The organism is Streptomyces griseorubiginosus, from assembly GCF_001514195.1.
Classification (GTDB): domain Bacteria; phylum Actinomycetota; class Actinomycetes; order Streptomycetales; family Streptomycetaceae; genus Streptomyces; species Streptomyces griseorubiginosus.
Map to the genome: position 1 here is coordinate 1162652 of NZ_KQ948735.1, position 24923 is coordinate 1187574.

Sequence of the window (24923 nt, forward strand, 5' to 3'; positions counted from 1 at the left end):
CCGGCGGTCGAATAATGAGTGCCCCGGTGCCGGTCCGCCGACGGTGGTCGCGCGACCGCCGGCCTCAGCCCAGCCCCGGCGGTCGCCCGCCGACCCGCTCCACCGCCACTGCCCCCGCCCGGCACCCCTGCGCCGCCGCTTCCTCCGGCCCGGCACCGGCCAGCAGAGCAGCGAGGAACGTCCCGGTGAACGCGTCCCCCGCCCCGGTGGTGTCCCGCGGGGTCGCCGGCACCGCGGGCACGTGGGCGTGCACGGCACCGGACCGGGCGATCAGCGCGCCCTCGGCCCCCTGCTTGGCGACCACCAGCGGAACCTTGCGGCTCAGCTCGGCCGCCGCGTCCGCCGCGTCGGACAACCCGGTGAGCAGACACGCCTCGTCCCGGCTCGGCAGCAGCACGTCCACCCCCTCGATCAGGGCGAGGAAGCGGTCCACGCCCAGTCCCTTCAGGAAGCCCGCCGACGCCGGATCCAGGCTCACCGGCACACCACGCGCGCGTGCCGACTCCAGGGCCACCGCCACCAGGGCGCGGCTCGACTCCGAGAACAGCAGATAGCCCGACAGGTGCAGCCGCCCCACACCGTCGAGCAGGGCCTCCGACCAGTCGTCCGGCGACAGCCGTAGCGACGCCCCGCTGTCCGTCAGGAGCGTGCGCTCGGCGCCCTCGCCCGCGTCCACCAGGCAGATCACCGTGCCGGTGGGCGCCTCGGGGTCGACGACGAGCCGCGGCCGCACTCCGCACGCGGCCAGCTCCCGCTCGTGCCACGCGGCCGCCTCCGCGCCCACCCGCCCGAGCAGCCGCACCTCCGCACCGCCCCGGTACGCGGCCCAGCAGGCCACGTTGGCCCCGGCCCCGCCCGGCACCGTACGGATCGCGGCGGCCGTGTCCGTACCGGCGGCGAGCGGCCCCCGGTGCCGGGCCACGACATCCGTGATGACGTCACCGACGACCAGAAGGGCACCGCCCCGGCCGGGCGTGGCCGCCCCGGGCCCGTCCGTCGTCACGCCCCGGCCCAGGCCGCCGCGATCCGCCCCGCCAGCCGCACGTTGCCGCGCACCGCCGCCAGGTTGGCGCTCAGGGAGGCGCCGTCGGTGTGGCGCACCAGGTAGTCCAGCAGGAACGGGGTGACTCCCTGCCCGGTGACGCCCGCCTCCTCGCACGCGTGCAGCGCCTCCGCGAGCACACGCGCGTGCAGCGAGGGATCCAGCTGCTGCGCCTCCGGCACGGGATTGGCGACGATCAGCGAGGAGTCGGGCCCGTCGAGCGCGTCCTGGGCCCGCATCACGTCCGCCACCTGGTCCGGGGTCTCCAGCGTCCACTCCACGGGGTGCCCGGAGTCGGAGAGGTAGAAGCCCGGGAAGCGGTCCGTGCCGTAGCCGGCCACCGCGACGCCCAGGGTCTCCAGTCGCTGGAGGGTCGCCGGCACGTCCAGGATCGATTTCACGCCCGCGCACACCACGGTGATCCGCGTGCGCGCCAGCAGTCCGAGGTCGGCCGACTCGTCCTGAGTGACGGTCCACTGCCGGTGCACGCCGCCGAGGCCGCCCGTCGCGAACACCCGCACCCCGGCCAGCGCCGCCAGCTGTGCCGTCGCCGACACCGTGGTCGCACCGCTGGCCCCGGTGGCCACTGCGAGCGGCAGATCGCGGTGGCCCAGCTTGCGGATCCCGTCCTCGTTGGCGACCCGCTCCAACTGCTCCTTGTCCAGGCCGACATGAGGCCGCCCGTCCAGTACGGCGATGGTCGCCGGTACGGCTCCCTCCTGCCGTACGACATCCTCCAGCTCGAGCGCCACCTGGAGATTGCGCGGACGCGGCAGCCCGTGCGCGATGATCGTGGACTCCAGGGCCACCACGGGTCGACGCGCGTCAATCGCCTCGCGCACCTCTTCGGACAACACCAGCACCACGGTCTGCCTCCTGTCGTTCGGTCTTCCCTCATCCATGGCGAGCGGCACGTCCGGTCAAACCCTTGCGGGCCGTGGCGGACGACACCAGCCTGGGGTATATGACGGACAACTCGACACGTCTCGACCATGTCGTCCTCTGGGTGCGCGACCCGGTGGCGGCGGCCGGCTTCTACGAGAAGGCGCTGGGCATGGAACCCGTGAGGGTCACCGACTACGCGGCGGGGACGGCGCGCTTCCCCTCGGTACGGCTCAACGACGAGACCGTCTTCGACCTCATGCCGCTCGCGGCGGCGGAGCGCATGGACATGGTCCCGGGGGCCGCGGAGAGTGCCGGACACCCCGTCAATCATGTGTGCCTGGCTCTGCCCGCCGACGATTTCGAGACACTCCGCGCCCGTCTGGAGGAACGCTCCGTGCCTGTCTCGGGGTTCTCCCACGACTCCTTCGGCGCCCGCGGACTGGCCAGGCGCAGCTTCTACTTCCGCGATCCGGACGGGAACGTCTTCGAAGCACGCCACTACGACTGACGTCCTGCCCTCGGGCCGGCCGCGAGACGCGCGTCAGAACAGCGGCTCCGGGAGCACGCCCTCCAGCGCGAGCAGCTTCCGCTTGGTCTCCAGTCCGCCGCCGAACCCGCCGATGCCGCCGTCGCTCTCGACGACACGGTGGCAGGGCACGACGACCGGCAGCGGATTGGAGCCCATGGCCACTCCGACGGCCTGCGCCGCACCGGGCTGACCGACCCGCCCCGCCAGATCGCCGTACCCGACGACCTGGCCGTAGGCCACACCGGAGGCCAGCTCGCGCAGCACCTGGCGGTTGAAGCCCGAGACCAACGACCAGTCCAGGGGCAGCTCGAAGGCCTGCCGCTCGCCCGCGAAGTACGCCTCGACCTGACGTATCGCCTCGGCCAGCAGTGGAGAGCCGGGCGCCTCGACGGGCTCGGTGCCCAGCCGTGCCGCCAGCCGCTCCAGCGCCTTGTCGCGCACCGCGTCGGTGGCGTGGAAGACGACGTTGACCAGACCCTCGTCGGTCGCGGCCAGGAACAGTGGGCCGATGCCGGTACCGACGACGGCCCACACGACCCGCTGTTCGTCCTGCCCATGGCTGTTCATGCGCCCCACCGTACGGGCCGCCACCGACAATGCCCCGTGAGCAGCGAGAACGGTCCCTAGCCGGCCAGCGCGTCCCGCACCACGCCGGGCTCGTTGGTGATGATGCCGTCGACGCCGTACCCGGCCACCCGCCGGGCCGCCTCCGCCGTGTTCACCGTCCACGCGGAGACCTCCAGTGGCCTGCCGTGCGGACCCGTGAAGGCGTGCACCGCGGAGACGTAGGCCGCGGAGAGGGCGGTGTAGGAAGGGTTGATCTGGTCGGCGAAGTCCGCGTACGCGGGCAGGTCCGCGACCGCGGGCTTCCCGAGCAGGCCGGTCCTCACCCCGGGCTTGAGCTCGTGGACGGTCCGCAGGGCGGCCACGCCGAAGCTCTGCACGACGAGCCGGTTCTCGTGCCGCCGGTCGAACCACCCCTCGTTGCTCAGGAGCTTGAGGGTCTGCCCCTCGATGCCCGGGTACAGCTCCGGGTTCTTGAGTTCGAGGAGCAGCTTCTGATGGTGAAGATCGACTCGGTGCAGGTACTGCCGGAGCGTCGGCACGCGCGCGCCCGCGTAGGAGGCGCCGAACCAACTGCCCGCGTCGAGGCGACTGATCTCGGCAGCGGTGAAGTCCTTCACCTTCCAGGGGGCCCGGCCGGGGAAGACCTCCTCGACATCGGTGGTGCGTCGCAGGCTGTCGTCGTGGAGGACGACGAGCGCGCCGTCCTTGGTGCGCTGGACGTCGTTCTCCACCCAGACGGCGCCCAGCGCGGCAGCCTTGTCCACGGCGGCCAGGGTGTTCTCGGGGGCGTGGGCGGAGGCGCCCCGGTGGGCGATGACCTCGGGCGGTGTGCCGTCCTCGACGGCACGGACATCGGTAGCGGGAAGCAGGAGGGCGGCGGTCCCCAGGAGCGCGGTGCTCAAGGCGGTCGCTGCGCGCGCGTGCATACGTACTCCTCGCGTCGAGCATCACGTACAGCACAACTGTGACAGCACCGCGTCAACGGCAACGGGGTGCAGAATGGACACATCCTCGACGGGACTCTCCCAACTCCGCTCACTGGTGCCCCACAACTGGGGCAAGGGCGTGTTTCTTTGCCGGAAAATCGTTCGACCATTCCGGTGGGGGTCATACTCTCTGCCACGACCCCGACCGCCCGGGCGGTACTGGGAAGGGGTGTATTTCAGGAAATTCCAGGACGTAAGAGGGCGGGAGGGTTGCCGCGCATGCAAGGCACGGTCGACGGATTCAGCTATGGACTCGTCACACCGCTGGTGGCTTACCTCATGGCCTGCCTCGGCGGGGCCCTCGGCCTGCGTTGCACCACCAGATCCATGCTCGTCAGACGGTCCTGGCGCCCCGGCTGGCTGGCCCTCGGCTCGGCGGCGATCGGCTCCGGCATCTGGACCATGCACTTCGTGGCGATGATGGGCTTCCAGGTCCGCGAGGCGCCGATCCACTACGACCGGGCGATCACCTTCGCCAGCCTCGGCGTGGCCATCGTGATGGTGGGTGTCGGCGTCTTCATCGTCGGCTACCGGGGTGCGAGGGGAACGGCCCTGCTGACCGGCGGCGCCATCACCGGCCTCGGCATCGCGTCCATGCACTACCTGGGCATGGCGGGCATGCGGCTGAACGGGCAGCTGGAGTACAACACGGCCACCGTCGCCGTCTCCGTGGTCATAGCCGTCGTCGCCGCGACGGCAGCCCTGTGGGCCGCCGGCCAGGTCAGGGGCTTCCTGTGGAGCGTGGGCGCGAGCCTCGTGATGGGCCTCGCGGTCACGGGCATGCACTACACCGGCATGGCCGCTCTCAGCGTGCATGTGCACCGCACCGGTGCCCCGGTCGCGGGCGACTCCCCGGCCTCCCTGCTGGCGCCCATGATGATCGGCCCGCTCGCCTTCCTGCTGCTCGCGGGTGTCGTCGTGATGTTCGATCCGCTGATGGTCATGGGCAAGCCGGTCTGGTCACCCGCCGAGAACAAACCCGGCGTCCCGGCCCGAGAACTGGTCCACCACCCACCCGCCCGCCGCTCCCCGCTCCACCCCCGCCGAGACGTGACGCACCGCGAATCCCGAACGCCCCAGAACCGTTGACCACCGGCCGGGCGCCACACGACGCCTGAGGGCCACTGGTCCAGTCGTCGGCCACGCCGAGGGCAAAGGGAAGGCCCCTGCGGTAGCGGATCGGCGCCTCCGGGCGCCCCGGCTCGAGAGCCGGCCCCGTCCTCGCCTCGCCGAGAGGCCCGCACCGAGAACCCGCGCTATCCGGAACCGTTGACCACCGGCCGGGCGCCACCCATGCCTGAGGGCCACTGGTCCAGTCGTCGGCCACGCCGAGGCCGGCAAAGGGGAGGCCCCTGCGGCAGCGGATCGGCGCCTCCGGGCGCCCCGGCCCGAGAGCCGGCCCCCGTCCTCGCCTCGCCCCGCCGCCGGCCCCCCGTCCTCGCCTCGCCCTCGCCGAGAGGCCCGCACCGAGAATCCCGCGCTATCCGGAACCGCTGAGCCACAGCCCCGGCCCCATCGGCGTGTGCTGTCTCACCGCGCCGGCTGCCGCCGGGACCACTGCCCGCAGCTCCAGCTGCCACCCGAAGCCGGCCCAAGGCTCCCAGCCGCCGGGCCCACGCCCCCGCCGCCCCCCCCGGAATTTCCGCCCCTCCCCGCCGCCACCCGGACCCATGGCCCACGCCCCAGCCACCACCCCGGCCCGCTGCCCCGAGAACCGCTCCCCCCACCCCCGAAACCCCTGATCCGGCCGCGTTGTCAGTGGGGAGTCGTACGGTTGACTTCATGCGGCCCGTTTCCCACATCGAACGTACGGTGGCGCCCTTCGAGGTCGTCAGCCCCTACCAGCCCAGCGGCGACCAGCCGGCGGCCATCGCCGACCTGGCCCGGCGCATCGAGGCAGGTGAGAAGGACGTCGTCCTGCTCGGCGCGACCGGTACCGGAAAGTCCGCCACCACGGCGTGGATGATCGAGAAGCTCCAGCGCCCCACCCTCGTGATGGCCCCGAACAAGACCCTGGCCGCCCAGCTGGCCAACGAGTTCCGGGAGCTGCTGCCGAACAACGCGGTCGAGTACTTCGTCTCGTACTACGACTACTACCAGCCCGAGGCGTACGTCCCGCAGTCGGACACCTACATCGAGAAGGACTCCTCGATCAACGAGGAGGTCGAGCGGCTGCGCCACTCCGCGACCAACTCGCTGCTCACCCGCAGGGACGTCGTCGTGGTTGCCTCGGTCTCCTGCATCTACGGCCTCGGCACCCCCCAGGAGTACGTGGACCGCATGGTCCCCCTCCGGGTCGGCGACGAAGTCGACCGCGACCAGCTGCTGCGCCGCTTCGTCGACATCCAGTACACGCGCAACGACCTCGCCTTCACCCGCGGCACCTTCCGCGTCCGCGGCGACACCATCGAGATCTTCCCGGTCTACGAGGAGCTCGCCGTCCGCATCGAGATGTTCGGCGACGAGATCGAGGCCCTGTCCACCCTCCACCCGCTCACCGGCGAGATCATCAGCGACGACGAGCAGCTGTACGTCTTCCCGGCCTCCCACTACGTCGCCGGCCCCGAGCGCATGGAGCGGGCCGTCAACGACATCGAGAAGGAGTTGGGAGAGCGCCTCGCCGAGCTGGAGAAGCAGGGCAAGCTTCTGGAGGCCCAGCGCCTGCGGATGCGCACCACCTACGACCTGGAGATGCTCCGCCAGATCGGCTCCTGCTCCGGCGTGGAGAACTACTCGATGCACTTCGACGGCCGCCTGCCCGGCTCCCCGCCGAACACCCTGCTCGACTACTTCCCGGACGACTTCCTCCTCGTCATCGACGAGTCGCACGTGACCGTGCCCCAGATCGGCGCCATGTACGAGGGCGACGCCTCCCGCAAGCGCACCCTCGTCGACCACGGCTTCCGGCTCCCCTCGGCCCTGGACAACCGCCCGCTGAAGTGGGAGGAGTTCACCGAGCGCATCGGCCAGACCGTCTACCTGTCGGCGACGCCCGGCAAGTACGAGCTCTCGCGCGGGGACGGCGTCGTCGAGCAGATCATCCGCCCGACCGGCCTGGTCGACCCGGAGGTCGTCGTCAAGCCCACCGAGGGCCAGATCGACGACCTGGTGCACGAGATCCGCACCCGCACCGAGAAGGACGAACGGGTCCTGGTCACCACGCTCACCAAGAAGATGGCCGAGGACCTCACCGACTACTTCCTGGAGCTCGGCATCCAGGTCCGCTATCTGCACAGCGACGTCGACACCCTGCGCCGGGTGGAGCTGCTGCGCGAGCTGCGCTCCGGCGAGTTCGACGTCCTGGTCGGCATCAACCTCCTCCGGGAGGGCCTCGACCTGCCCGAGGTCTCCCTGGTCGCGATCCTCGACGCCGACAAGGAGGGATTCCTGCGCTCCGGCACCTCCCTGATCCAGACCATCGGCCGCGCGGCGCGCAATGTCTCCGGCCAGGTCCACATGTACGCCGACAAGATCACCCCGGCGATGGAGAAGGCCATCGACGAGACCAACCGCCGCCGGGAGAAGCAGGTCGCGTACAACCAGGAGCGGGGGATCGACCCCCAGCCGCTCCGCAAGAAGATCAACGACATCGTCGCCCAGATCGCCCGCGAGGACGTGGACACCGAGCAGCTGCTCGGCTCCGGTTACCGCCAGGGCAAGGACGGCAAGGGAGCCAAGGCACCGGTGCCGGCCCTCGGCGGCAAGGCGGCGGGCACCAAGGGCGCCAAGGCCGCCAGGGGCAAGGCCGCCAAGGAGACCGTCCCTACGGACCGTCCCGCGGCCGAACTCACCGAGCAGATCGAGGAGATGACGGCCCGTATGCGTGCGGCCGCCGCCGACCTCCAGTTCGAGATCGCCGCCCGGCTGCGGGACGAGGTCTCCGAGATGAAGAAGGAGCTCCGGCAGATGAAGGAGGCGGGCCTGGCCTGACCTCATCGCACTGTGTTGCAAGACCGACACAAAGTGCGCTCCGGGGTGCGTCACCGGCCGGGGCGCTGCGTAGGGTGCTGGGCAACCGCGGGCGCCGCGGCAACAGGGGACATCGAGAGGGGTTCGGCGCGTGACCGTCAACATGACCAAGGGTCAGGCCATCAGCCTGCAGAAGAACGACGGAGGCAGCCTGACCGCGGTGCGCATGGGCCTCGGCTGGCAGGCGGCTCCCCGCCGCGGCCTGTTCGGCTCGCGCACCCGGGAGGTCGACCTCGACGCGTCCGCCGTCCTGTTCGCGGACAAGCAGCCCGTCGACGTCGTCTTCTTCCGCCACCTGGTGAGCGACGACGGCTCGGTCAAGCACACCGGTGACAACCTCGTCGGCGGCGCCGGCCAGGGCGGGGACGACGAGTCGATCCTCGTCGACCTGGCTCGCGTCCCGGTCCACATCGACCAGATCGTCTTCACCGTGAACTCCTTCACGGGCCAGACCTTCCAGGAGGTGCAGAACGCGTTCTGCCGTCTGGTCGACGAGACCAACGGCCAGGAACTGGCCCGCTACACCCTTGCCGGCGGCGGCTCCTACACCGCCCAGATCATGGCGAAGGTGCACCGGACGGGACCGGCCTGGACGATGACGGCCCTCGGCACCCCCGCCAACGGCCGCACCTTCCAGGACCTGATGCCGGCGATCCTGCCGCACCTGTAGACGGCCGCCGAGCGGCACCCGACCGACACCACGAACACAGGGGGGCAGGGCGATGACGGCCGAGCTGGTGCGGGGGCAGAACCACCCGCTTTCTCAGGCCCGTCTCGAGATCCGGATCGCGGCCGGCACGCCGGTCGTGGCCGCTGCCACGCTCGGCGACGAGCAGGGCAGGGTGCCCGGCGCCGAATGGGTCGTCCATCCCGGCGCACCCACCCTGCCGGGTCTGGAGGTCTCCCGGCAGGCGGCCGCCGACCACCGGCTCGCGGTCGACCTGGGTGCCGTGCCGGAGGCCGTCCACCGGGTCCATGTGCTGCTCGCCCTGCCCGCGGCGGGCGGCCCCGTGAGCTTCGGTGCCGTGGCCGCCCCGTTCGTCGCGGTCACCGGCCTGGACGGCACCGAGCTCGTCAGCTACACCCTCGTCGGCCTGGACGCCGAGTCTGCGGTCGTCGCGCTGGAACTCTACCGCCGACAGGGCGCCTGGAAGGTGCGCGCGGTGGGCCAGGGCTACGCGGGCGGCCTCGCCGAACTCCTCGGCGACCAGGGCCTTCCCCAGCCCCACCAGCTCGCGAGCGGCATCCACGAGGCGGTGGCCCGGAGCCTGGCCCGCGCGGTGCCGATGCCCCCGCCCCTCACGGCCGACGCCGACCGCGCCCGGCAGGCGGCCACACCGGCACCGGGCCCGGAGCAGGGCTCGACCACGGCCCAGGGCGCCCCCGGCGCCGTATCGCCGCAGCCGCCGCTGTCGCCGTACGGCACCCAACCGCCCGGCACCCCGGCGCAACCCGTACCTCCCCACGGCGGCCCGGCGTCCGGCTCCCCGCAGCCGATGTCGCCCCACGGCAACCCGGCCCCCGGAACGCCCATGCCCCAGCCCGGCTCCCCCTACGGCCCGCCCCCCGCGGCCGGCGGGCCGCAGCCCGGACACGGCGGCCAAGGAACCTCGGAATTCGGCGACCAGGGAGCCTCGGGACACGGCGGTCAGGGAGCGTCGGAATACGGCGGCCAAGGAGCTTCGGACGCCTCCGCTGCCCAGCCGTCCGCGCCCACCGTGGGCGGCCCGATCGACTACAGCCACCCGCGGCGCCAGAACGCCGCCCCACCGCCGCCCCCGCCCACCGCGCCTCCCGCCCCGCCCGGGCAGCCCGCGCCGCCCGTCGCCGGGGACGCGACCGGGTGGTCCATGGACGAGCGGCTCTACAACCAGGTGTGGGGCATGTTCGAGGACCTGGCCCGCTCCACGGCGGCGTACCGCAGCGCCGTGGACTTCGCCGACTCGCGGATGGAGAAGGAACTCGACGCGGCCCTCGCCGACCCCCGCAGCCGGATCAGTGGACAGGGCGATGCCGCACGGGAGGCGGCCCGTGCCAAGCAGGCCCAGCTCGTCGAACAGGCCCGCGCGGTCTACGACCGGGATCTGGACCAGCTCATGGCCGAGTCCGAGGTGGTCGAGCCCGCCCTGCCGCCCGCGTACGCCCGCTGGGACAACCCGGTCTGGCACGGCTACCGGGTGCCCTTCGAGGTCCCCATGGCCGTGCGGCTGGGGGATCTGCATCTGCCCGAGTGCCCGGAGCTGCTGATCCCGATGCTGGTCCGGCTGCCGCTGGAGCGCGGTCTGTGGATCGACAGCGGGGCCGCCGGATCGCTCGACGGCTCGTTCCTCGACGCCCACGAGCTGCACCGGCTCGCGATGGACACGGCCGTGGCGCTCGCGGCCCGGCTGATCGCCGTGCACCCCGCCGGTGACTTCACCCTGCACGTCATCGATCCGGCCGGCTCCGGTGCCCAGGCGCTCGCGCCGCTTTCGCGGGCCGGTGTGCTCGCCGCTCCGCCCGCCGTAGGCGCGGCGGGCGTGGCCGAGATCCTCGCGCGGCTGACCCAGCGCGTCGACCTCGTCCAGATGGCGATCCGCGGCGGCGCGGCCGACTCCCTCCCGCCCGGAGTGGACGCCTCCGAGCAGCTTTTGATCGTCAACGACTTCCCGCACGGCTTCGACGACCGGGCGGTGACCCAGCTGCGCTACCTCGCGGACGAGGGCCCGTCCGTCGGCGTCCACCTGATGATGGTCGCGGACCGTGAGGAGGCCTCCGCCTACGGCCCCCTCCTGGACCCGCTGTGGCGCTCGCTGATGCGCCTGACCCCGGTGCCCGACGATCACCTCGCCGACCCCTGGGTCGGGCACGCCTGGACCTTCGAGCCCGCCCTGGCCCCGCCCGGCAGCCAGGTGCTCCAGCAGGTCCTGACCCAGGTCGCAGCCGCCCGCACCAAGTACTCGTAAAGGCTCCCTGAGCTGCTTATTTGACTTTTACTTTGCCAATCCCTTTACCTTTCCTTGGTGATTGGGTACCGTTGAGGGCACGGAGGGGAGTACTCCCTGTCGACTGCGGCGTACCCGTCAATACGGATCAGGCCTGATCCCGGGGCGTCGACCCACCGTGGGTGGAGGAGACCTCCGGCAGCGCGACGACGCTGGTTACTTGCCGTTACGTATTGCCGGAGGAACTGTGGACGTTTCCGTGACCCTGTGGGTCCTGACCGTCGTGGGCCTCGCCGCCCTCATCGCGGTCGACTTCTTCATCGGCCGCAAGCCGCACGACGTGTCCATCAAGGAAGCGGGCATCTGGACCGTCGTCTGGATCGCCCTGGCCGGACTCTTCGGCCTCGGACTGCTGATCTTCGGCGGTGGCCAGGCCGGCGGAGAGTTCTTCGCGGGCTTCATCACCGAGAAGTCCCTGAGCGTGGACAACCTCTTCGTCTTCGTCCTGATCATGGCGAAGTTCGCGGTGCCCTCGCAGTACCAGCAGCGGGTCCTGCTCGTCGGTGTCCTCATAGCCCTGGTGCTGCGCGCGATCTTCATCGCCGCCGGCGCCGCGATCCTCGCCAGCTTCGCCTGGGTGTTCTACATCTTCGGCGCCTTCCTCATCTGGACCGCCTGGAAGCTCATCCAGGAGGCCCGCGCCGACGAGGAGGACGAGGAGTTCGAGGAGAACAAGCTGCTCAAGGCCGCTGAGCGCCGGTTCGGTGTCGCTGACCGCTACCACGGCACCAAGCTGTGGATCGAGGAGAACGGCAAGCGGGTCATGACCCCGATGCTGGTCGTGATGCTCGCCATCGGCACCACCGACGTGCTCTTCGCGCTCGACTCGATCCCCGCGATCTTCGGCCTGACCCAGGACCCGTACATCGTCTTCACGGCCAACGCGTTCGCCCTGATGGGTCTGCGCCAGCTGTACTTCCTCATCGGCGGCCTGCTGAAGAAGCTGGTCCACCTCAGCTACGGCCTGTCGATCATCCTCGGCTTCATCGGCGTCAAGCTGGTGCTGCACGCCCTGCACGAGTCCGGGGTCCACGTCCCCGAGATCAGCATTCCGGTCTCCCTCGGCGTGATCTGCTCGGTCCTGATCGTGACCACGCTCACCAGCCTCCGTGCCTCCAGGAAGCAGGCGGCGGCCGAGGCGGCGCGAGCGGAGAGCGAAGGCGCTCCGAAGGACAGCATCGAGGCCTGACCCCGGTCGGCGTAGGAAGAACCACCACCGGGAGCAGTGCGCGGCGAATTGCCGGTCACCGCTCCCGGTGCTTGTTTGGTCGAGGAGCGCGTACCCCGGCCCGGGGACGCCGTGGCCGGCTGGAGACCCCATGAAGTTCGTGCAGATCATCGGCTTCGCGACCGAGCGCCTGGAGGAGATGCAGCAGCTGATGGAGGAGGCGGGGCAGCGCAACGAGGGCCGGACGGGCGGCCCCACCCACCGCATGCTCCTGAAGGACCGCGACAAGCCCAACCACTACCTGGCGGTGATCGAGTTCGAGTCGTACGAGGAGGCCATGCGCAACAGCGCCGACCCCGAGACGAGCAAACTGGCGGAACAGCTGGGCGCGCTGAGCTTCGGCGAGCGCGTGTACACCAACTGCGACGTCCTGGAATCGGGCGACCTCAAGTAGTGCGGGCTCAACTGGTTCAACGCTGGACGTCCGTCGTGCCCGGGCTCGCGGTCGTCCTGCTGGTGTTCACCTGGGGTCGCGATCTGCCCGGCGCGGTCGTGGCGCTCGTGACCCTGGTGCTCGCCGGAGCCGTGCTCGCGGCCGTGCACCACGCCGAGGTGGTGGCCCACCGGGTCGGTGAACCCTTCGGCTCGCTCGTTCTCGCCGTCGCCGTCACCATCATCGAGGTCGCCCTGATCGTCACCCTGATGGCCGACGGCGGCGACAAGAGTTCCACCCTGGCCAGGGACACCGTGTTCGCGGCCGTGATGATCACCTGCAACGGCATCGTCGGCATCAGCCTCCTGGTGGCCTCACTGCGCCACGGCACCGCCGTCTTCAACCCCGAGGGCACCGGCGCCGCCCTCGCCACGGTCGCCACCCTGGCCACCCTCAGCCTGGTCCTGCCGACCTTCACGACCAGCAAACCGGGCCCGGAGTTCTCCACCACACAGCTGACCTTCGCCGCGCTGTCCTCGCTGGTGCTCTACGGCCTGTTCGTGGCGACCCAGACCGTGCGGCACCGCGACTACTTCCTCCCGATCACCCACCAGGGCGAGCTGATCACGGCCGACGACCACGCCGAGGTCCCCACCGCCCGGACCGCGCTGATCAGCCTGGGTCTGCTGGGGCTGGCCCTGATCGGCGTGGTCGGCCTCGCCAAGGGCGTCTCGCCGACCATCGAGTCCGGGGTGGCCAAGGCGGGCCTCCCGCACGCCGTCGTCGGTGTGATCATCGCCCTGCTGGTGCTGCTCCCCGAGACGATCGCGGCCCTGCGCTCCGCCCGCCGGGACCGGGTGCAGACCAGCCTCAACCTCGCCCTCGGTTCCGCCATGGCCAGCATCGGCCTGACCATCCCCGCGGTCGCCCTGGCGTCCGTGTGGCTCTCCGGACCGCTCGTCCTCGGCCTGGGTGCCACCCACATGGTGCTGCTGGCCCTGACCGTCGTGGTGAGCTCGCTGACCGTGGTCCCGGGCCGGGCCACCCCGCTCCAGGGCGGCGTCCACCTGGTGCTGTTCGCGGCCTATCTGGAGCTGGCCATCAATCCGTAGCACCCGGAGCCCGCGTCGACCCGTCGAGTCCAGAGCCGGATCCGGCACCACCGGGGGCACCGGCCGTGTGTCCGGCAGCGACGCGAAGCACCCGGGGCTGAGCAGCGCGCGAACCACCCGAAGCGGCCGGCATCCACGGGGGCGCGCGGGTGGCATCAATAGGTGACGGCGATGCGCCGGGCGGGGCCGTCGACGCGGACGAGGCCGCCGTAGGGGATGACGAGTTGGGGATCGGTGTGGCCGTAGTCCACGTCGAAGACGATGGTGGTGTGGGGGGCATATATGCGCATGGCGCGCAGGACGGCCTCCCGCTGGTCGGCGGCGTAACGATCCGCCTCCTCGGGGCTGTTGGGGCGCTCGAAGGACCAGGTCTTGGGGCGGCCCATCAGCAGCGCGGAGAAGCGTTGCAGCAGCCCGCGTTCGCCCATGTTCCGCAGCGTGCGGAAGACCTCGATGTCGCTCGGCATCTCCTCGGAGGTCTCCAGGAGCAGCACGCCGCCGTCGTACTCACCGAGATCGCGCGCGATCTCACGGTCGGCCATCAGCAGCCAGCCGAGGATCTCCAGACAGCCGCCCCAGGCACGGCCCTCCACCACCCGGTCGGCGTTCACCCAGGTCCAGCCGTTGCCGGGGCGGGTCTCGGGTTCCGCGTCGAAGGTGGCGGGGTCGGCCCAGTCGCGGTTGACGTCGTTCCAGCGTGCCGCGGCGGTGAGTTCGTACGGGCCGGAGGTGAACAGAGCCGCCCGCAGGGAGTCGGCGGTCAGCGGATCCATGGCCACCGGCCGGCCGAGCGCGGTCATCACCGTCGCACCGTGATAGCTGACGATGCCGGTGGCGTACAGGTACGCGAGCAGGTTGGTGTTGTCGCTCATCCCGAAGAACGGCTTGGGGTTCGCCCGGATCAACTCCCGGTCCAGGAACGGCAGCACGGTGATCTGGTCGTCACCGCCGATGGAGGCCATGACCGCCTTGACGTCCGGGTCGGCGAAGGCCGCGTGGAGGTCGGCGGCGCGCTCCTGGGGCGTGGAGCCCATCTTGCGGGTCGTCGGGTACTCGACCGGCTCCAGCCCGTACTCCTTGCGGAGCCGCTCCAGCCCGAGCTCGAAGGGACGAGGGAAGAGCCCGGGAAGGCCGGAGCCGGGGGAGACGACGGCGATCCGGTCGCCGGGTACGGGCTTGGAGGGGTACGAGAGCGTGGTCATGCCGGGAGGGTACGGGCGGCACCGCCCGCCTCGCACCGTGATAAACCGGGGACGAGCAGCCCACCCGCACCGGAGGAACCGTGCCCCGCACCCTGGCCAACGCCCCGATCATGATCCTCAACGGCCCCAACCTGAACCTGCTGGGGCAGCGGCAGCCGGAGATCTACGGCAAGGAGACGCTGGCCGACGTCGAGGCCCTGTGCACCGAGGCGGCGGCCGCGCACGGCGGCACGGTCGACTTCCGGCAGTCCAACCACGAGGGCGAACTCGTCGACTGGATCCACGAGGCACGGCTGAACCACTGCGGGATCGTCATCAACCCCGGCGCCTACTCGCACACCTCGGTCGCGATCCTGGACGCCCTCAACACCTGTGACGGGATGCCGGTGCTGGAGGTGCACATCTCCAACATCCACCGGCGCGAGGCCTTCCGGCACCACTCCTACGTCTCGCTGCGCGCGGACGGGGTCATCGCGGGGTGCGGGGTGCAGGGGTACGTCTTCGGCGTGGAGCGGGTCGCCGCGCTGGCGGGGCCGGCGCGGGCCGAGGCGTAGGACATGTAAGGGGCGCCCGCAATGGCGGGCGCCTCTTACACCTGCCTACAGCCGCCCCGCCTCCACGATCCGCCCCAGGAACCGCTGCGTGCGCTCCTGCTGAGGTTCGCCGAAGATCTGTTCGGCGGTGCCGCGCTCGTGGACGACCCCCGAGTCCAGAAAACAAACCTGGTCGGCGACCTCCCGCGCGAAGCCCATCTCGTGGGTGGCCAGCACCATGGTCATGCCCTCGCCCTTGAGGTCGCGCACCACGTTCAGGACCTCGCCGACCAGCTCGGGGTCGAGTGCCGCGGTGATCTCGTCGAGGAGGAGCAGCCGAGGCCGTACGGCCAGGGCCCGCACGATCGCCACCCGCTGCTGCTGACCGCCGCTGAGCCGGTCCGGGTACTCGTCCGCCTTCCCACCGAGCCCGAGCCGCTCCAGCAGCTCCCTGGCGTGCTGCTCGGCCTCCGCGCGGGCCACGCCGTGCACCCGCCGCGGGGCCAGCGTGATGTTCTCCAGCACGGTCATGTGCGGGAAGAGGTTGTACGCCTGGAACACCACGCCGATACGGCGCCGTACCGCGTCCTGGTCGGCCCGCGGGTCGGTGATCTCCTCACCGTCCAGCCAGATCGCGCCGTCGTCGATCTCCTCCAGGAGGTTGGCGCAGCGCAGCAGGGTCGACTTGCCGGAGCCGGAGGCGCCGATCAGGGCGGTCACCGTGTGCGGGGCGACCTCCAGGTCGACGTCCCGCAGGACGACCGAGTCGCCGAAGGTCTTGCGGACGGACTCCATCCGCAGCACCGGCGCGTCCGTGTCGCTCATGCGATCCCTCCCTGCGCCCGCCGGCGGTCCATCCGTGCCGTCACCCAGTCCGTGAAGCGGGTCATCGGGATGGTCAGCGCCACGAACACCAGGCCCGCGACGATGTACGGCGTGTAGTTGAGGCTGCGTCCGACGATGATGTCGGCGGCCCGTACGGCGTCGATCGCGCCGCCGATCGACACCAGGCCGGTGTCCTTCTGGAGGGACACCAGGTCGTTCAGCAGCGGCGGCACCTGGCGGCGCACCGCCTGCGGAAGCACCACGTACCGCAGCGCCTGCCGGTTGGACAGGCCGAGCGAGCGGGCCGCGGCGCGCTGCGAGGGATGCACGGACTCGATGCCCGCGCGGAACACCTCGGCCACGTACGCCGAGTACGTCAGCGTGAGGGCCGTGCCGCCCAGCCACACCGGGTCGACCGTCACGCCCTGGAGCCGCAGCGCCGGGACGCCCAGGACGACGATCATCAGGTTGATGATGAGCGGGAGGCCGCGGAAGAAGTCCGTGTAGGCGGCGGCCAGGAAGCGCAGCGGGAAGAACACCGGACCGCGCAGGGTGCGGGCGATGGCGATGAGCATGCCGAGCACCAGGACGGCCGCCCCGCAGACGAACAGCAGCCGGACGTTCAGCCACAGTCCTTCGAGGACTTTCGGGAACGCCTCGCGCGCGTACTGCCCGTTGAAGAACGTCTCCTTGGTGCGCGGCCAGCCCGGCGCGTTGACGACGACCAGGTAGAGGACGACGGCGGTGACCAGGGTCGAGACCGCGGCGATCGCCGTCGCGCGGCGGGAGCGGGCACGCTTGAACGCCTCCCGCTCGATCCGCCGCTGCGACGGCGTGTAGGAGTCGCCCCCGCTCTCCTGGCCGGTCTCGTCCTTCGTGAGCGTCACTTGAGGACCGGGGCGTCGACGGCGTCCGACAGCCACTGCTGCTCCAGCTCGGCGAGCGTGCCGTCCTTGCGGAGCGCGTCCACGGCGGCCGTCACGCAGGAGGTGAGGGAGCTGCCCTTGTCGAGCACGAGCCCGAACTGCTCGGGCGTGCCGCCCTGGTTCTCGAACTGCCCGACGATCGTGCCGTCCGTCACCTCGGCCGCGGTGATGTAGAAGGCGGTGGGCAGGTCGACGACGATGGCGTCCACCTGCTTGTTCTCCAGTGCGGACTTCGCCTGGTCGTTCTTGGCGTACGCGGCGGCCTCCTGCGTCGGCTTCACCACGTCCTGGATGTAGTTCAGGCTGGTTGTGCCGACCTGGGCGCCGAGCTTGAGGCCCTTCAGGTCCGCGATGCTCTTCGCCTTGGCGGCCTTGGTGCCCTTGAGCGCGATGACGGCCTGCCGCACGTCGTAGTAGCCGGAGGAGAAGTCCACGGCCTTCTTGCGCTCGGCGCTGATCGACACCTGGTTGATGTCGAAGTCGAAGGTCTTCTCCCCGGGCGCGAAGGCCTTGTTGAAGGGGACGCTCTGCCAGACGACCGCGCTCCGGTCGTAGCCGAGCTGCTTGGCCACGGCATAGGCGACGGCGGACTCGAAGCCCTTGCCGTTCGCCGGCTTGTCGTCCTTGAACCACGGCTCGTACGCGGGCTCGTCGGTCGCGACCGTCAGCTTGCCGGAGGTCTTCGTGGCCAGCTTGCCCTTGGCGCAGGCGTTACCGGTCGGCGCCGAGGCCTTGGCGCTCGCGTCGTCCTCGGGCTGCGGGGCGCAGCCGACGGCGGTGGCGAGCAGGGCTATGGATGCCGCGGCGACGGCGCGGCGCAGGGCGCGAGGGGCAGGGTGCATGGCGGGAGAGTGACAGTCCACTGTCCCGTTTGTCGAGGTCACAAAGGCAATTGTCCGTATATTGGGAACGGGTGTTGCGTTTTTGTGAACAGTTTTCGGACAGGTTGCCTGGGCCGCCGGCCGAGGGCGGGGATCGAAAGACCGGCGGCCCTTACCGCGCAGGAGCCGTCATCCTGTGCGGGGCTGCCCCCAGTTGACTGCGCAACCACCTGTGCCGGGAGCGCGTGTGTGCCGCCGGCGTGTGCGAAGAGTTCACACGGGGCGCGCACAACCTCCCTTGCACGCCCCGGCGTTCACCACTCCGCGCCCAGGGTCGTGACACTCGCCGCAGCATCCGGCGCGTCGACCGGGCGCGCGCGATGGCGGTAGGGGAGCGGCCTTACGCAGGGTCGAGTACGGCCTGGACGGCCGGGGCCAGTCCTCTTTCGATCTCGTCCGGTGTCAGGGCCGTCACTGCCGGGAGGCGCAGCAGGTAGCGGGTGAGCCCGAGGCCGAGGAGCTGCGCGGAGACCAAGCCCGCGCGCTGTGCGGCTGCTTCTGGGCCCAGGGCGGCGGCCAGCGCAGGGGCGACCTGCGTCGCGAAGATCTCGTGCATCCGCGCGGCGGCCTGTTCGTTGGTGACCGCCGACCGCATCAGGACGAGCAGTGCGTCATCGGCCGGGTCGCCCTCCCAGCGTTCGAGGAAGTGCCGCACCAGGGCTTGGGCGAGCCGGTCCGCCGGGACGCCCGTGAGGTCCGGCAGGCGCAGGTCGATGGCGAGTGCCGCGTCGAAGAGCTGGGCCTTGTTCCCGAAGTAGCGCATGACCATCGAGGGGTCGATGCCGGCGTCGGAGGCCACGGCTCGGATGGCGGTGCGTTCGTAGCCCTGGGCTGCGAATCGTTCGCGTGCGGCGCGCAGGATCGCGGCCTTGGTGCGATCCGAACGTCTGTCGGTACTGGTGATCTTGGCGGACTGCGTCATGCCAACGACTGTAGGCCAACACGTGTTGACTTTCCAGTGAGAGGTCGAGCATCATGTCAACGAACGTTGGCCAACAATCGTTGGCAAACAGATGTTGACGCGCCCAGGAGGAAGAACGACATGAACACCACCGCACTCCCCGCCCGCACGGAGGTCGCCATCGTGGGCGGTGGCCCGACCGGGCTCGCGCTCGCCGTCACGCTCGCCTCGGCCGGCATCGACCACGTCGTCCTGGACCGGCTGGCCGAGGGGGCGAACACCTCGCGTGCCGCGGTCGTCCACGCACGCACCCTGGAGGTCCTGGACGAGCTGGGAGCCTCCGAGGAGCTGATCGCGCGAGGCGTCCAGGTCACCCGGTTCGCCGTCCGCGACGGCGCCCGCAGGCTGCTGACCGTGCCGTTCGACAGGCTGCCCACACCCCACCCGTACACGCTGATGGTCCCTCAGTACGAGACCGAGGCCGTGCTGCTGGACCGGCTGCGCGCACTCGGCGGTGACGTGCACCGCCCCTACGAGGTCGCCTCCGTCGTCCAGGACGAGGACGGCGTGACCCTCACCATGACCACCGGCGAGACCCTGCGCGCCGCGTACGCCGTCGGGGCCGACGGCATGCACAGCACCGTGCGCCAAGCGGCCGGCATCGGTTTCACCGGCAACGCCTACGCCGAGTCCTTCGTGCTCGCCGACGTGGTGATGGACTGGGCTCCGGGCCCCGTCGAGGTCTCGCTCACCTTCGGCACCGCGGGCCTCACCGTCGTCGCCCCGCTGCCCGGCGGTCACTACCGGGTGGTCGCCACCGTGGACGACGCGCCCCCGGCACCGGACATCGACTTCGTCCAGCGTCTGCTCGACGAGCGTGCCCCCGGTCAGGCCCGGATCAGCGGGCTGGCATGGTCGTCGAGGTTCCGGGTGCACCACCGGGTCGCCGACCACTACCGGGCGGGGCGCCTGCTGCTGGCCGGCGACGCCGCCCACGTGCACAGCCCGGCCGGGGGCCAGGGGATGAACACCGGCATCCAGGACGGTCACGCCCTCGGTCGGGCGTTCGCCACCGGGCAGCTCGACGGTTACGAGGCGCAGCGCCGCCCCGTCGCCCAGCGGGTGGTCTCCTTCACCCACCGGATGACCCGCGTCGCCACCACGCGCAACCCCATGGTCCGTGGGGCACGCAACACAATGCTCCCCCTGCTCGGTCACACCGCACTGCCGAAGAAGCTCGCCACCGAACTCGCCGAACTCAACTACCGCTAGCGCACATGTTCTTCGGAGACTTCTCAGGCCGTCTTCTCCTCGAAGGCCAGCACGTGGTGGCCGGTGTCCCACAGCAGGGTCAGCAGGGCGCGTACCGATGCCTGGTCGACGTGGTGGACCACCAGTACGGTGCCGTCCGCGCCCGGTGTCGACACGTGATCGAACCTGGTCCGGATCACGTCCAGCACGGTGCGGGAGATCGGTCCGCGCATTCTGAACTCGTAGGGGGGAGGGGCCATGCGCACAGCGAACCCGCCGCGCGGGTGGCCGCGCACCACCTGCGCGGAGAAGCACCCGGGGTGGGGTCAGATCAAGCCCAGTTCGCGTCCCGCTGCCACGGCGTCGTGCCGGGAGGCGACGCCGAGCTTGCGGTACAGGCTCTTGTTGTACGCCTTGACCGTGTTGATCGACAGGAACATCGCCGCCCCGATCTCCCGCTGGGTCGCCGGTCCCTGCAGCGCCCGCAGGATCGACAACTCACGGTCGGTCAGCTCCTCCGCGAGGACACCGGAACGTACGGCGGTACGGGCGCCGGCCCGGCCCAGCCGCGCCTCGCTCTCCTCGAGCCGCCGCTTCGCGTAGGTGCTCACCGGCTCCTCCTCCACCACCTCGCGGGCCCACGCCAGGGCGGCGCGGGCGGCGGGCCGGTCGCCGCGGCCGAGCTCGGCGTCAGCGAGGTACAGCAGGCCCAGAAACAGCGTCGTCGGCCGCGGATGGAGCTCTGCGAGGGCGACGGCACGGCGCAGAGGACCGCGGCCCCCTCCACGTCGCCGTTCAGGTGGCGAAGCCGGCCGGCGGCGATACGCAGCGCGGCGAGCCCCGGGGTGCTGGCCTCCCGCCGTTGACCTGCGCGGTGCGACGGCTCTTGCCCGGATGCACTTCACCGCAACCACGCTCCGCCTCGGCCTGCACCACATGAACCAGATCACCGAACGCATCGACCGCGACACCGCGGCCGGCCACCCCGACGTCTTCTCCGCCCGCTGGGCCGCCCTGCTCGGTCGCCCCGCCTCGACCGGCCTGCTCTCCTTCCGCATCGGCCACCCCGAGCGCACACCGGGCCTCAGCCCCCGCCGCAGCCTCGACGACGTCGTCACCAGCTGACCTTTGCCCGGGCGGCGAGTCTCAAGCGCCGCCCGACCACCAGTTCTCGTACAGAAGGAGATTCCCCATGCCCGCATCACCCGTCACGGGCCCGGTCGCAGGCCCGGTGCGCGCCTTGCGTCCCGGCGCCGTTCTGGCAGTGACCTGCCTGGCCCTTGCCACCGTCGTCTCGGCCATGGCGTCGCTGAGCGTGGCGCTGCCCGACGTCGCCCGGGAGACGCACGCCAACCAGACCCAGCTGTCCTGGATCATCGACTCCTACAGTCTGATCTTCGCCTCACTGCTGCTGTTCGCCGCGACCCTCGGTGACCGCTTCGGCCGTCGCAAGGCCCTGCTCGGCGGCGTCGGACTGTTCGCAGCGATATCGTTCGCCGCGACCTTCACGGACGAACCGGGCATCCTGATCACCCTGCGTGCCCTGCTCGGTGTGGCCGCCGCGTTCGTCATGCCCGCCACCTTGTCCACCATCACCAGTACGTTCCCCCGCGATCAGCTGGCGCGTGCCATCAGTGTCTGGGCGGCGGTCGCGGGCGCGAGCGCGGCGCTGGGGCTGTTCGCCTCCGGTCTGCTGCTGGAGGTGTGGTCGTGGCGGTCGGTGTTCTGGCTGAACGCGGTGATGGCCGCAGTGGCGTTCATCGGCACCCACTTCTTCGTCCCGGAATCCGCACAGCCGGGCAGGCACCGGGTGGACGTGGTCGGAGCGGCTCTCACCGTCGCGGGGCTGGGGGCGCTGGTCTACTCGGTGATCGAGGCGCCCGAGCACGGCTGGGGCAGCACACGGACCCTGGTCGGTATGGCCCTCGGGCTCCTCGTCCTGGCCGCCTTCGTCGCCTGGGAACTCAGGCACCCGCATCCCCTGCTCGACCCGAGGCTGTTCCGCCACAAGGCGTTCGCGGCCGGATCGGTCTCGACCACCCTCCAGTTCTTCGCCTTCTTCGGGTTCATCTTCGTCACCATGCAGTACCTCCAACTGGTGCGCGGTGACAGTGCCCTGATGGCCGCCGTCAGTGTGCTGCCGATGTCCGCGGCGATGATCCCCAGCGCCCGGCTCGCCCCGCGCCTGGTCGCCCGGCGAGGCGCCCGCGGGCCCTGGACCGTCGGCCTTCTCCTGGTCACCACCGGCCTGGTCGTGCTGGCCCAGCTCGACGCCGGCAGTTCGTACTGGCTGGTCGCCGGCGGGCTGGTGCCGCTCGGTGCGGGCATGGGCCTGGCCACCACGCCGGCCACCGCGGCGATCACCGACGCACTGCCGCCCCGTCTGCAGAACGTGGGATCCGCCGTCAACGACCTCTCGCGCGAACTCGGCGGCGCCCTGGGCATCGCCGTCCTCGGCAGCCTCATGAGCGCCCAGTACCGCGACGAGCTCGACACCGGCGGGCTCCCCGCCCCGGTCGCGCACGCGGCACGCTCCTCCCTCGCCGCCGCCAACCACATAGGCCACGCCACGGGCAACCCCGCGCTGATCGAACGGGCCCGTGACGCCTTCGCCTCCGGAATGCACCTCGCACTCATCAGCGGCGCCGCAACCACCCTCCTGGCCGCCGTCGTCGTCACCCTTCTGCTGCGCCGAAACGGCAAACCGGGCACGGCCGCCGTGGCGACACAGACCGACGGCGCGGACCGCGACACGGCGCGGGCGACGGCGTAGCAGCGGCCGGCCGCCGGACACATCCACCACCACGGGCGGCGCAAGGGTCCACGATCCGTCCCGCGCGCCGCACCGGGAAGGGAACCGACATGACCCCGCTGCGTCCCCGGACAGCGCACCAACCCGACCCCGACCCCGACCAGTTGCCAGAGCCACTGGAAGCCCTCGCCCGCGCCTTCGCCCTCCTCGGCACACGCGGCACCGGGCTCGTCATCACGGCCCTGGCCAAGGGCCCGGCCGACCTCCACCTCATTCACGAGCGCGTACCCGGCCTCAGCGACGGCCTGCTCACCCGGCGCCTCCGGGAGATGACCGCCCTCGGCCTGGTGACCCGAACCGACCACCCGGGCGCCCCCGCACCCACCGTCTACACCCTCGCAGCCCACGGCAAGGCACTCCTCATCCCCCTGGCCGCCCTGACCGTGTGGGCACAGGACCACCTCTCTGCGCAGGCCTCCGAGGGAACGCTTCCACAGACCTGGAACGGAACATGAGCGCACACGACAACGTCGACCTGGGTCATACGGTCGCCGGCTGGACCGGAACAGCCGTCGCGCTGGTCGGTTTCAGCCTCGCAGGTCTCGGCGTCGTCGCAGGGTCCGCGGCCTTGGTGATCTCCGGCGTCGCAGTGATCGCCCTGGCCGCGATCGTCACCTGGCTCCTCCACCTGACGGGCTGGGGGAAGCCCAGCGGCCCCCGCCCGGCCGACCAGTGGGACTGGCGGGTGAAGGACCTCGGCGCCCGGCAGGGGCACCCGGACTGCTTGGGGTGCCGCCTCGCCGGAAGACGAGCCGAGGCGGTGGCGAAGAGCGCACCGCCGACGTCCGCAGGGACCACCCTGCCGTCGCCGCGCCGACGCCCCCACACCCCGGGCGTCCAGGCAGCAGGGCCTGCGGCAGAGAACCGGACGCTCCTCTGACGGCCGCGCCGCCGACCTGGCCGTCGGCAAGCGACCTCGGAACAGAGACCTCGGAACAGCGACCTCGGAACAGAGACAAAAGCGAAGGAGAGACCTGCAATGACCGCGGAGGACACACCTGATGGCGTACATGACGGCACGGCGGCCCGGGACGGCCTCGCGGCCAACCGGGCCCTCTGGGACGACCTCGCCGAATTCCACGGAACCGACCCTGAGGACCGGTCGTACGACGTGCGGGCATTCCTCGGCGGAGGGCAGACCCTGCGACGGATCGAGCGGGAACTCGCGGGCGACGTGGCCGGCAAGGATCTCCTCCACCTGCAATGCCACTTCGGGATGGACACCCTGAACTGGGCGCGCCTGGGCGCACGCGTCACCGGCGTGGACTTCTCCTCCACGGCGATCGCACGGGCCCGAAGCCTGGCGGAACAGACCGGTCTGGCCGCGGAGTTCGTGGAGGCGGACACCCAGCGCCTCCCCGACGATCTGGCAGGCAGGTTCGACCTGGTCGTCGCCACCTACGGGGTCCTGTCCTGGATCGGGGACCTCGACGCCTGGATGGGCGGTGCCGCGACAGCGCTGCGGCCGGGCGGCCGAATGGTCCTCGTGGACCTGCACCCCGTCTTCCAGACGGTGCTCACGATCGACCCCCTCGTCGCCGACTGGCCCTACGGTGGCGGCGCACCGCGGCACGAGATGATGGGCACCTACGCCCACGCCGACGCTCCCGTCGAGCCGAAGAAGTCCACCCAGTATCCGTATTCGGTCGGCGAGATCGTGACGGCGGCCGCTTCGGCGGGGCTGGTCGTGGAGCGCCTGGGCGAGCACACGGAAACCGAGACCGACGGGCGGCACATCCTGCCGCGGGGCCCGGACGGCCTGTACCGCTTCCCGTTCAGCGACACGTACCTACCTGTCCTGTACTCGCTCGGCGCAGCTCTCCGGCCCGCATCCGGCGGACACCCGAGTGACGCCGACCCCCGAAGGCCCCGCCCGGCAGAGGGCACGACGTCCCCGAGCCTGTGACAGACCGGAGG

Annotated in this window: 26 protein-coding genes; 15 read left to right on the forward strand and 11 right to left on the reverse strand. The window is 71.1% G+C overall.

Going from position 1 to position 24923, the window contains the following annotated elements:
• Positions 1-64: 64 nt before the first annotated feature.
• Together AQJ54_RS11575 and AQJ54_RS11580 are read right to left on the reverse strand one after the other, a co-directional pair.
• Positions 65-1003, reverse strand: a complete 939-nt coding sequence (locus AQJ54_RS11575; RefSeq protein WP_062236585.1) for a carbohydrate kinase family protein — start codon at positions 1001-1003, stop codon at positions 65-67.
• A complete protein-coding gene (locus AQJ54_RS11580; RefSeq protein ID WP_062236588.1) occupies positions 1000-1908 on the reverse strand; it encodes a pseudouridine-5'-phosphate glycosidase in 909 nt (302 codons plus the stop codon). Before AQJ54_RS11580 ends, AQJ54_RS11575 begins: the two co-directional genes overlap by 4 nt.
• A gap of 98 nt (positions 1909-2006) precedes the next feature.
• Between AQJ54_RS11580 and AQJ54_RS11585 the strand changes: the two genes are divergently transcribed.
• Positions 2007-2435 carry a VOC family protein gene (locus AQJ54_RS11585; RefSeq protein ID WP_062236591.1) on the forward strand — a complete coding sequence of 143 codons (429 nt, stop codon included), beginning with the start codon at positions 2007-2009 and terminating at the stop codon, positions 2433-2435.
• A gap of 33 nt (positions 2436-2468) precedes the next feature.
• On the opposite strand, the gene AQJ54_RS11590 is transcribed toward AQJ54_RS11585, so the two are convergent.
• Complete coding sequence (locus AQJ54_RS11590; protein WP_062236595.1) at positions 2469-3023, reverse strand: methylated-DNA--[protein]-cysteine S-methyltransferase; 555 nt, start codon at positions 3021-3023, stop codon at positions 2469-2471.
• Positions 3024-3079: 56 nt separating this feature from the next.
• Positions 3080-3949, reverse strand: a complete 870-nt coding sequence (locus tag AQJ54_RS11595; RefSeq protein ID WP_062236599.1) for a glycerophosphodiester phosphodiesterase — start codon at positions 3947-3949, stop codon at positions 3080-3082.
• Between the two features lie 279 nt (positions 3950-4228).
• On the opposite strand from AQJ54_RS11595, the gene AQJ54_RS11600 reads away from it, so the two are divergent.
• The 7 genes from AQJ54_RS11600 to AQJ54_RS11630 all read left to right on the forward strand — a co-directional run bounded on the left by AQJ54_RS11600 (position 4229) and on the right by AQJ54_RS11630 (position 13675).
• The gene (locus tag AQJ54_RS11600; RefSeq protein WP_062024527.1) at positions 4229-5098 is read left to right on the forward strand and encodes an MHYT domain-containing protein; all 870 of its coding nucleotides are present in this window, start codon (positions 4229-4231) and stop codon (positions 5096-5098) included.
• Between the two features lie 693 nt (positions 5099-5791).
• Positions 5792-7939, forward strand: a complete 2148-nt coding sequence (uvrB, locus tag AQJ54_RS11605) for an excinuclease ABC subunit UvrB (RefSeq protein WP_062024525.1) — start codon at positions 5792-5794, stop codon at positions 7937-7939.
• 130 nt (positions 7940-8069) lie between these two features.
• Positions 8070-8648 (forward strand): TerD family protein, encoded by a 579-nt coding sequence (locus AQJ54_RS11610; RefSeq protein WP_020137588.1) that lies wholly within the window; start codon positions 8070-8072, stop codon positions 8646-8648.
• A 52-nt stretch (positions 8649-8700) separates the two neighbouring features.
• Positions 8701-10923, forward strand: coding sequence for a TerD family protein (locus AQJ54_RS11615; protein WP_062236602.1), 2223 nt, complete (start codon positions 8701-8703; stop codon positions 10921-10923).
• A 226-nt stretch (positions 10924-11149) separates the two neighbouring features.
• Positions 11150-12151: a TerC/Alx family metal homeostasis membrane protein gene (locus AQJ54_RS11620; protein WP_107121044.1), complete on the forward strand. Its 1002-nt coding sequence runs from the start codon at positions 11150-11152 to the stop codon at positions 12149-12151.
• 130 nt (positions 12152-12281) lie between these two features.
• Positions 12282-12584, forward strand: coding sequence for a hypothetical protein (locus tag AQJ54_RS11625; protein WP_062236607.1), 303 nt, complete (start codon positions 12282-12284; stop codon positions 12582-12584).
• A gap of 35 nt (positions 12585-12619) precedes the next feature.
• Complete coding sequence (locus tag AQJ54_RS11630) at positions 12620-13675, forward strand: calcium:cation antiporter (RefSeq protein WP_062024517.1); 1056 nt, start codon at positions 12620-12622, stop codon at positions 13673-13675.
• 155 nt (positions 13676-13830) lie between these two features.
• Here the strand turns inward: AQJ54_RS11630 and AQJ54_RS11635 are convergent, their stop codons facing one another.
• Positions 13831-14877 (reverse strand): S66 family peptidase, encoded by a 1047-nt coding sequence (locus AQJ54_RS11635; protein ID WP_062236610.1) that lies wholly within the window; start codon positions 14875-14877, stop codon positions 13831-13833.
• An 80-nt stretch (positions 14878-14957) separates the two neighbouring features.
• On the opposite strand from AQJ54_RS11635, the gene aroQ reads away from it, so the two are divergent.
• Positions 14958-15431 carry a type II 3-dehydroquinate dehydratase gene (gene aroQ, locus AQJ54_RS11640; protein WP_062024513.1) on the forward strand — a complete coding sequence of 158 codons (474 nt, stop codon included), beginning with the start codon at positions 14958-14960 and terminating at the stop codon, positions 15429-15431.
• Between the two features lie 45 nt (positions 15432-15476).
• Here the strand turns inward: aroQ and AQJ54_RS11645 are convergent, their stop codons facing one another.
• From AQJ54_RS11645 to AQJ54_RS11660, 4 genes are all read right to left on the reverse strand, one after another.
• On the reverse strand, positions 15477-16235 hold the full coding sequence (locus AQJ54_RS11645; RefSeq protein ID WP_282959628.1) for an amino acid ABC transporter ATP-binding protein: 759 nt from the start codon (positions 16233-16235) through the stop codon (positions 15477-15479).
• Positions 16232-17122, reverse strand: coding sequence for an amino acid ABC transporter permease (locus tag AQJ54_RS11650; RefSeq protein WP_062024511.1), 891 nt, complete (start codon positions 17120-17122; stop codon positions 16232-16234). The genes AQJ54_RS11645 and AQJ54_RS11650 overlap by 4 nt, the downstream gene beginning before the upstream one ends.
• On the reverse strand, positions 17119-18003 hold the full coding sequence (locus AQJ54_RS11655; protein ID WP_062236612.1) for an ABC transporter substrate-binding protein: 885 nt from the start codon (positions 18001-18003) through the stop codon (positions 17119-17121). The genes AQJ54_RS11650 and AQJ54_RS11655 overlap by 4 nt, the downstream gene beginning before the upstream one ends.
• Positions 18004-18382: 379 nt before the next feature.
• Entirely contained in the window at positions 18383-18964 is a 582-nt protein-coding gene (locus tag AQJ54_RS11660) for a TetR/AcrR family transcriptional regulator (RefSeq protein ID WP_062236628.1), read from the reverse strand.
• Between the two features lie 120 nt (positions 18965-19084).
• Between AQJ54_RS11660 and AQJ54_RS11665 the strand changes: the two genes are divergently transcribed.
• Complete coding sequence (locus AQJ54_RS11665; protein WP_062236631.1) at positions 19085-20215, forward strand: FAD-dependent oxidoreductase; 1131 nt, start codon at positions 19085-19087, stop codon at positions 20213-20215.
• A gap of 23 nt (positions 20216-20238) precedes the next feature.
• Here the strand turns inward: AQJ54_RS11665 and AQJ54_RS11670 are convergent, their stop codons facing one another.
• Positions 20239-20427 carry a hypothetical protein gene (locus AQJ54_RS11670; protein ID WP_246091202.1) on the reverse strand — a complete coding sequence of 63 codons (189 nt, stop codon included), beginning with the start codon at positions 20425-20427 and terminating at the stop codon, positions 20239-20241.
• A gap of 93 nt (positions 20428-20520) precedes the next feature.
• Entirely contained in the window at positions 20521-20805 is a 285-nt protein-coding gene (locus AQJ54_RS46370) for a response regulator transcription factor (protein WP_062236639.1), read from the reverse strand.
• A 283-nt stretch (positions 20806-21088) separates the two neighbouring features.
• Here AQJ54_RS46370 and AQJ54_RS11680 point away from each other — a divergent pair, with 283 nt between their 5' ends.
• The 5 genes from AQJ54_RS11680 to AQJ54_RS11700 all read left to right on the forward strand — a co-directional run bounded on the left by AQJ54_RS11680 (position 21089) and on the right by AQJ54_RS11700 (position 24912).
• Positions 21089-21319, forward strand: a complete 231-nt coding sequence (locus tag AQJ54_RS11680) for a hypothetical protein (RefSeq protein WP_062236642.1) — start codon at positions 21089-21091, stop codon at positions 21317-21319.
• A gap of 67 nt (positions 21320-21386) precedes the next feature.
• Complete coding sequence (locus AQJ54_RS11685; protein ID WP_063806407.1) at positions 21387-22967, forward strand: MFS transporter; 1581 nt, start codon at positions 21387-21389, stop codon at positions 22965-22967.
• A gap of 89 nt (positions 22968-23056) precedes the next feature.
• Positions 23057-23461: a winged helix-turn-helix transcriptional regulator gene (locus AQJ54_RS11690; protein ID WP_062236646.1), complete on the forward strand. Its 405-nt coding sequence runs from the start codon at positions 23057-23059 to the stop codon at positions 23459-23461.
• A complete protein-coding gene (locus AQJ54_RS11695) occupies positions 23458-23886 on the forward strand; it encodes an HGxxPAAW family protein (RefSeq protein WP_062236649.1) in 429 nt (142 codons plus the stop codon). Before AQJ54_RS11690 ends, AQJ54_RS11695 begins: the two co-directional genes overlap by 4 nt.
• A 99-nt stretch (positions 23887-23985) precedes the next feature.
• Positions 23986-24912, forward strand: coding sequence for a class I SAM-dependent methyltransferase (locus tag AQJ54_RS11700; RefSeq protein ID WP_063806408.1), 927 nt, complete (start codon positions 23986-23988; stop codon positions 24910-24912).
• Positions 24913-24923 lie beyond the last annotated feature (11 nt).